Annotated in this window: 3 protein-coding genes and 1 pseudogene; 2 read left to right on the top strand and 2 right to left on the bottom strand. The window is 58.3% G+C overall.

All coding sequences use genetic code 11. From position 1 onward, the window contains the following. Nucleotides 1–449 precede the first annotated feature (449 nt). A complete protein-coding gene (locus tag P9230_RS30525; RefSeq protein ID WP_063169258.1) occupies nucleotides 450–1,589 on the bottom strand; it encodes a porin in 1,140 nt (379 codons plus the stop codon). A 681-nt stretch (nucleotides 1,590–2,270) separates the two neighbouring features. Here P9230_RS30525 and P9230_RS30520 point away from each other — a divergent pair. Together P9230_RS30520 and hemN are read left to right on the top strand one after the other, a co-directional pair. Continuing rightward, a complete protein-coding gene (locus tag P9230_RS30520) occupies nucleotides 2,271–2,627 on the top strand; it encodes a hypothetical protein (protein ID WP_024505577.1) in 357 nt (118 codons plus the stop codon). Nucleotides 2,628–3,091: 464 nt separating this feature from the next. Beyond that, nucleotides 3,092–4,418 (top strand): annotated as a pseudogene (gene hemN / locus P9230_RS30515) (oxygen-independent coproporphyrinogen III oxidase). A gap of 234 nt (nucleotides 4,419–4,652) precedes the next feature. Here the strand turns inward: hemN and P9230_RS30510 are convergent. Continuing rightward, a complete protein-coding gene (locus tag P9230_RS30510; protein ID WP_063169257.1) occupies nucleotides 4,653–6,296 on the bottom strand; it encodes an MFS transporter in 1,644 nt (547 codons plus the stop codon). Nucleotides 6,297–6,393: the final 97 nt, after the last annotated feature.

The following is a 6,393-nucleotide window of genomic DNA, read 5'->3' as shown; positions in this document are numbered from 1 at the left end:
GATGGATGCTGAAGCGTGGTAACTCCAGTCTCCTCGGTCCGGTCCGAATGGACAACCTCTCGAAAGCTCACACCTAGGATGGGTGCTGCCACGCGGCTCGGACTCAGCGTGCATTATCACGTAAATGTTGAGAGAATGAATGGCGCCGCGAAGGGCAATTCCAGCCGTCCAAAGCGACAGGCGTGTCGCGGCCTCGACATTGCAGTGGCGCTTACCTAACACGGCCTCACACTGCCCTCTAAACGGCCCCGAATTTGAACTGACGGCCCCTGGCCGGTTCATCGGGCAGGTCAAGGGCTAGGTGTAGTACACAGGGCTCATAACTTTCAGTTTCTAGTTGGTACGATGGGCCGTGGACGGTCGATGCAGACTTCAAGATGGCGAACGAAGCTCTCCATGCGTGCGTTGTCGAGGCAAGTGCCTTTGCCATGCTCGCGACTGGAGAGATTTCAAAATGAGCCTTGTAAGCGGAGAATGCCGCCGACGCTGTTCGGCTTGCTCGTGCCCTTGACGGCGGTAGGCTCGGCAGGGCCGAGGCCAGAGTTGCCGTAGTGGTCGTAATCGACCTCGGCTGTGACCGTGAAGCCGGGAACGACCATGTAGGCGACGTTTGCAGCCACACCAGCATCCTTGAGCTGATCACCCGAGACCTGAAGGTTGAACGAAGTTTTCTCGTCAAACTCGTAGGTGGCGCCCGCCCAGAAAGCCCACTGGCCGTTCCAGATTTTGTACGAGCCGCGCCCATGATTGGCAATTGCGCCGTTTGAGTCCTCGTTGAGACTGGCATTGGAACCGTAGCCGAAGAGTCCAAACAGCGACAGCTGGTTTGTGACAGCGACGTCGACGCGGATCTTGCCGGCAAAAGCTTCGTAATTGCTGTCATAAGCCGCGACGCCGATGATCGAGCCCCAGCCTTGCGTGTATTTCAAGCCGGCGACAACGTGCGGAATATAGCTGTCGATAGTACCGGCTGAGCCCGATCCTTGTTCGAGCGAAATCACAGTCGAAATGCCGTTGCCGGCGTCGAAGTGGTACTGAGCCACGTTGGTGTCGAAGCCGGCCGACGGAACGAGCATACTATCGAGAACGTTGCCAGCGTAGCTTGCAAACGTATCGAAGGCCGACCCCTCCTTGCCAACTCGCAGGCCTCCCAGCTCGACCCAGGCAGAAGCCAGTGCGAGGCCGCTGTTGAAATCATAGTTCTGAGGACTGTCATGCGAGTTAGCGCTGTTGCCAAAATTCACCTGGGTTTCGGTATAGGTCGTCAACGCGCCGAGCTCGGTCTGCTGGCCGGTCCAAGTTTTGAACGTGAAGCGTGTGCTGTTTCGCCAAGTGCCTTGGTCCTCGCCAGTTCTCACGTCCGAGGTTCTTGCGCTGTCATACGATCGGACGTCACCCAGGCCGATATCGTAACGGACATAGCCGCCGATGCGCAGGCAGGTCTCGGTGTTGGGAATATAGGAATATCCCGAGCCGAGGACGTCGCAGATCTTGATGTACTCGGCCGGTTCCCGCTCGGCGCCAGCTGCTCGACCGACGGAAATGGTCATCAGAGCAGTTAAGCCGAGAAGAGGACTCTTGATGTACATGTCTAGATCTCCATGAAGGAATAAAAAGGATAGAGGCGAAAGAGCAAGCTTTTCCTCTAAATTTTGTGCGTGTTGTCTCCAATATGTGGACGCCAAAGCGCTTGACACGAGAGGTGAGCCAGCGTAAAAGCCACATGTACTTATAATAGTGTTTTCTGCTAGGAGATTCATTATCGTTTACATGTGAAACACTCCGGTCGGACCGCTGCAGCTCTCCGAATAGAGCAGCAAGCGACATGCCAACCTGAAGCGTAGATGCGGCCGACACCAAAATCGGGCCGACGCGCCTTCGTCTCGCTGGAATCACTTTTTTTGAGGGTCACTGCGAAAAGAAATGTGCGACACGGTTCGCCATGTTCGATATGTGACAGTCTCGTTTAACAGCGACGGCTTCCCGTCTGACCGCAACGGAGGCCGCGCCATCCGCTACCGAGAAGGATCACTGCGCGTACGCTCCGCAAGGGCTGCGCCAGGAACAGAGGGCGTGCACGTCCGAGGCGTCGCATGGTGGCCGCAGCACCTTTTCGCCGCTGTAAGTTCGCCGTGCAGGTACATTGCGCGGCCGGAAGCGAGAGGGAGCGCACCCTGAAACGGCTGCCTACGGCTCGCCTCGAGTAATTGGCGATGAACAGTATTCTCGAGAACTTAGTCTCGACGGAAAGAGCAACGAAAGGAAGCCGCTTGGACGAGCACGATCCGAAGGAAGAACCGATCGAGACCATTTTCCGCAACGGCACAATCACTGCCGTGGGTATCCTGCTTGCCTTTTCCCTCGGCTTCCTCACTCATTGGGCCGCGAACCCCTTGCCATGGCAACTCTACGATCTGTTCGCCGTAGTGCCGATCCTGCTCGGCATCGCACTGCAGATGAGAGCGCTGTCCATGCTGCTCGACATGAGTTCCTTGCGGCGCCCCATCTACGAACGCGCCAATCGCATTTTCATGGTCGGCCTCATCCAGACCGCGTGTGGCGTCGGCATGGCCATCTTGGTCGATCTTTTCGGGATATCGGTAGGGGGCACGCTGCCCGGCGCTTGACGACAAGCCACACCGCTCTTCGCTCGAAGCGACGTCAAGCCGGGGAACCTTGTGCACCCCCTAGCGGCGTCCTCCTTTCATCAAATGAGCCGACGTCAGCTTTAGAGCGTCTCGGTGGCTAAAGCCGGTATGGTTTTTCGGCCGGCAGGGAAGGCCGCTGGCTGGACCTGGATGGCGTCTGAACGAGGCTTGACAGGTCCGTTGCGTCGGACATGAATTTCGCATTGCAAAGTTCTTCCGCAGACGCCTCAAGCACACTGCACTGGCGTCACGTACTCAGACGTTGAATGCGGCACCGCACCATCACCTCAGGCGCAACCATGGCACGCGCGCTCCCCGGCGTGGTTGACCCCATCCTGTCCAAACGAGACTGCGACATAAGCGGGACGCACTGACTTAGGTCAGAGACCAGGACGAGCGCGCAACGAAAGAATGATGGATGAGCGACGTGGGATGACAGCTCCTTGCACACCTCAATCCTGACAAAGTACCGGGACCCCCGGCCGCCTTGGTATACCATCTATCCGACTGTGCCAGACTTCTCTGCGGCAGTTGGTGCTGACGATTATGAGGAATGGCTGGGGGGCCTCCCGGCCGACGAATCGGTGTCGCTCTATTTCCACATTCCGTTTTGCCGATCCATGTGCTGGTATTGCGGCTTCCCTACCGCGGTCATCCGTCGCAACGGCCCGATCCTTAATTATTTAGCGGTGCTGCGTCAGGAGATCAGTTTGGTGTCGGAGCAAGTGCGGCAAGGGCTGCCGGTGAGCGATGTGCATTTCGGCGGCGGAACGCCTCACCTTATCGGGCCAGCCGAGCACTTGGCGCTGATGGAATTTCTACGCCGCCACTTCGCTTTCAGCAAAACTGCTGCGATCGCCGTGGAGATCGATCCCCGAACGTTCACACCGGAAATGGCCGAAGCCCTGGCAGCTAACGGTGTCAACCGCGCGAGCATCGGATGCAGAGCTTTGATCCCGATGTGCAAAGGCGATCAATCGGATCCAGAGTAAGGTGCAGACGGCCGCTGCAGTCCAAAATCTCCGCCGGCATGGCGTTGGCCATATCAACTTCGACCTCATCTTCGGTCTACCGAAACAGACTGTGCAGTCCTGCATCCAGACCGCGATGGCTGCGGTCGCCATGCGCCCCAACCGGCTTGCGGTGTTCGGATACGCGCATATTCCTTCCGTGATAAAGAATCAGCGCCTAATCGAGCAGGCAGGTCTACCGGACGGCGATCTTCGCGCCGAACAGGCTGCAACTGTCGCCGAGACACTGGTTGGCGCTGGCTACCGGGAGATCGGGCTCGATCATTTCGCTCCGCCGGACGACGAACTTGCGCTAGCGCCAGAAGACCGGGCGCCTACGGCGTAATTCGCTGGGATACTCGGCCGATACTTGCAAAACGTGATCGGCTTCGGCGCGTCGGCTATTGGCCGAGTCCGCGAGGGGTATGTTCAGAACGAAGTAACACGGGATTCTTACGCCCGGCACATCGCAAGTGGACGTCTGGCGACATCAAAGGGTCACCGTCTGACCGACGATGACCGGGTGCGCGCAGCGATCATCGAGCGACTGATGTGCGATTTGGAGGCCGACGTGCCGACCATCTGTGCCGCCCACGAAATCGAACCAGCTCGTTTTCTCGATTCAGTTGAGAGTTTGGTGACGCTGGCTGAGGAGGGGATCCTGGACGTCGAAAACGGCTTCATCCGCGTGCGGCCGGAGCACCGCTTTGTTGTTCGCGCCGTTGCTGCTGCATTCGATGCTTTTCTCGCGAATCGATGAGTTGAGGCCACGACGCCGAAAGGCATCAGACCTTGTTTGGCGCTCGTCGGCATGGGCTCTCGCAGAAGACTCCGCAAGCGTATGCAGGGGACTTCCACTTGACGCCGCGTTCACCATCATCTCGCCTGGGTGCGCGCGAAAGCGCACAACCCGGAGCACGCTGCTCTCGGTGTGAGGCTGTGCTCTGCAAAGCACCGGTGATCCACCCTGTCCCTGGACAGCAGCTTGATGGCGTCATCTTGGAGGACGAGAAAAGATTGTCGAGGTACGGGTACGAATTGCCTCGGTCGTCCGTTCAATCGAAAGCACTGTCTGCGGAGGCACCTCTCCTTCATGCAGTGACAGGAGATGCTGGGCGACTTCCTTATCTGCTGCGGTGAGTCGATGATTTAGGCGGAGAAAGTCCATCCAGGTGGGGGTGCGGAATGTCTCCGTCCAAAGTGACGGTGTTTGCAGATTTCGCTGGAGCGTCCAGTTTCGTGCACCGGCACGGCTCTGGACGTGTCGCCGCGTGCGCATGGAGCCCAGAAAGGCCTCGATATTTTCCTCCGATATCAAATACTCGACCTTGGCCACGATAGGGCCACTTCTGGGTTTCAGATCGAGAGCCACGTCCGGCGGATGAAAAACTGAACTTTCTTGATCGGTTTCTTCCCAGGGACGGACCGGCAACACGATCCCCGCTGCTGCAACCAGCAACAGAGCGCCTGCGGCGCCCTCCAATGCTGAGGTCAAGGAATAGTTTTGCGCGACAGAACCCCAGATCCAGCTGCCAGCAGCCATACCGCCTGCGCTCAAGGCGTAGTAAATGGAGAGCGTGCGGCCTACAACCCACCTTGGGCTTGCCAACTGCACCGACACGTCAATGCCCGTCCAGGTGATAAGCCAACCCGCTCCGCCGAGCGCCAGCGAAATGGCCGCCACAGGAAGCGACGATGTAAGGGCAAGGGAGAGGCAACAGACTGCACAAGCCACAGAGGCGAAGGCCACCAGCCTGTTTTGAGACGTGACCTTCCTCAAGAAGCCGTTGCCCATACCCGCGATGAAAGCACCCATGCCGAAGCCGGCCAATAAGATACCGTAGACAATTGGCCCACTCTTCAACTGATCCCGGACGACGAGGGGGAGCAACGCCAGAATGGAGATGCTTGCCAACCCGAAAAGAGCGGCTCGGGCGGTCGCTGCCCTGATCTCCAAAGACATCGCCGTAAAGCGCACTCCGTCATGAATTGCCGTCGTCATTCTCTCACGAGGGAGAGGCGAAGAGCGGACCTCCCATTTGGTGCGCCATATCGCGCTTATGGGCGCCAGATCACTCACCGCAGCCAAGGCGAAAGCGGCCAGCGGCCCAAAGACGGCCAGGATCACGCCCCCCAAGGCTGGACCAACGCTGCGCACAATGTTGTATCCGACGGACATAAGCGTCACTGCGGCCGGAATGTCGCGTTTGTGAAGGATATCGCCGACCGAAGCGTGCCAAGCCGGATCATTCAAGGCAAAGCCGCAGCCGGCCAGGAAACCTAACCCGAGAATCAGCCAAGGACTGACAAATCCCAGACCCACAGAAATCATCAGCGTCGTCGACGCCGATGCTATCAGGCAGTGTCCCGCAAACATCACCCACCGGCGGCTGAAGTTGTCGGCAATGGCTCCGGCGAAAACTGAGAGGAAGAACACCGGCAATGTGGATGCGGCCTGGACGAGTGCCACCATGAGGTCGGACGCTGAAATCGTTGCCATAAGCCAACTGATGGCGACCGTTTGCACTAGCCAACCGAGGCTGGAAATCTGGGTGGCCGCCCAAATTGAGCGAAACACCTTGTTTCGAAATGGGGCGAGCGTCTTTGAAACGGGCGGTTGGGGATTTTCGCTCTGCATGAGGTATTGCTGGCCTTCGATGAGCGCTGCGATTTGAGCAAGCGGGTCGATACTTAGACATCGCGGAGCACCGCACGGACCCCAGCTCTATGGAGCT

The organism is Mesorhizobium sp. WSM4887 (assembly GCF_029625865.1).
Taxonomy (GTDB): Bacteria; Pseudomonadota; Alphaproteobacteria; order Rhizobiales; family Rhizobiaceae; genus Mesorhizobium.
The sequence above is the reverse complement of the archived record's forward strand: the minus strand, read 5'-3'. Positions and strand labels throughout refer to the sequence as shown.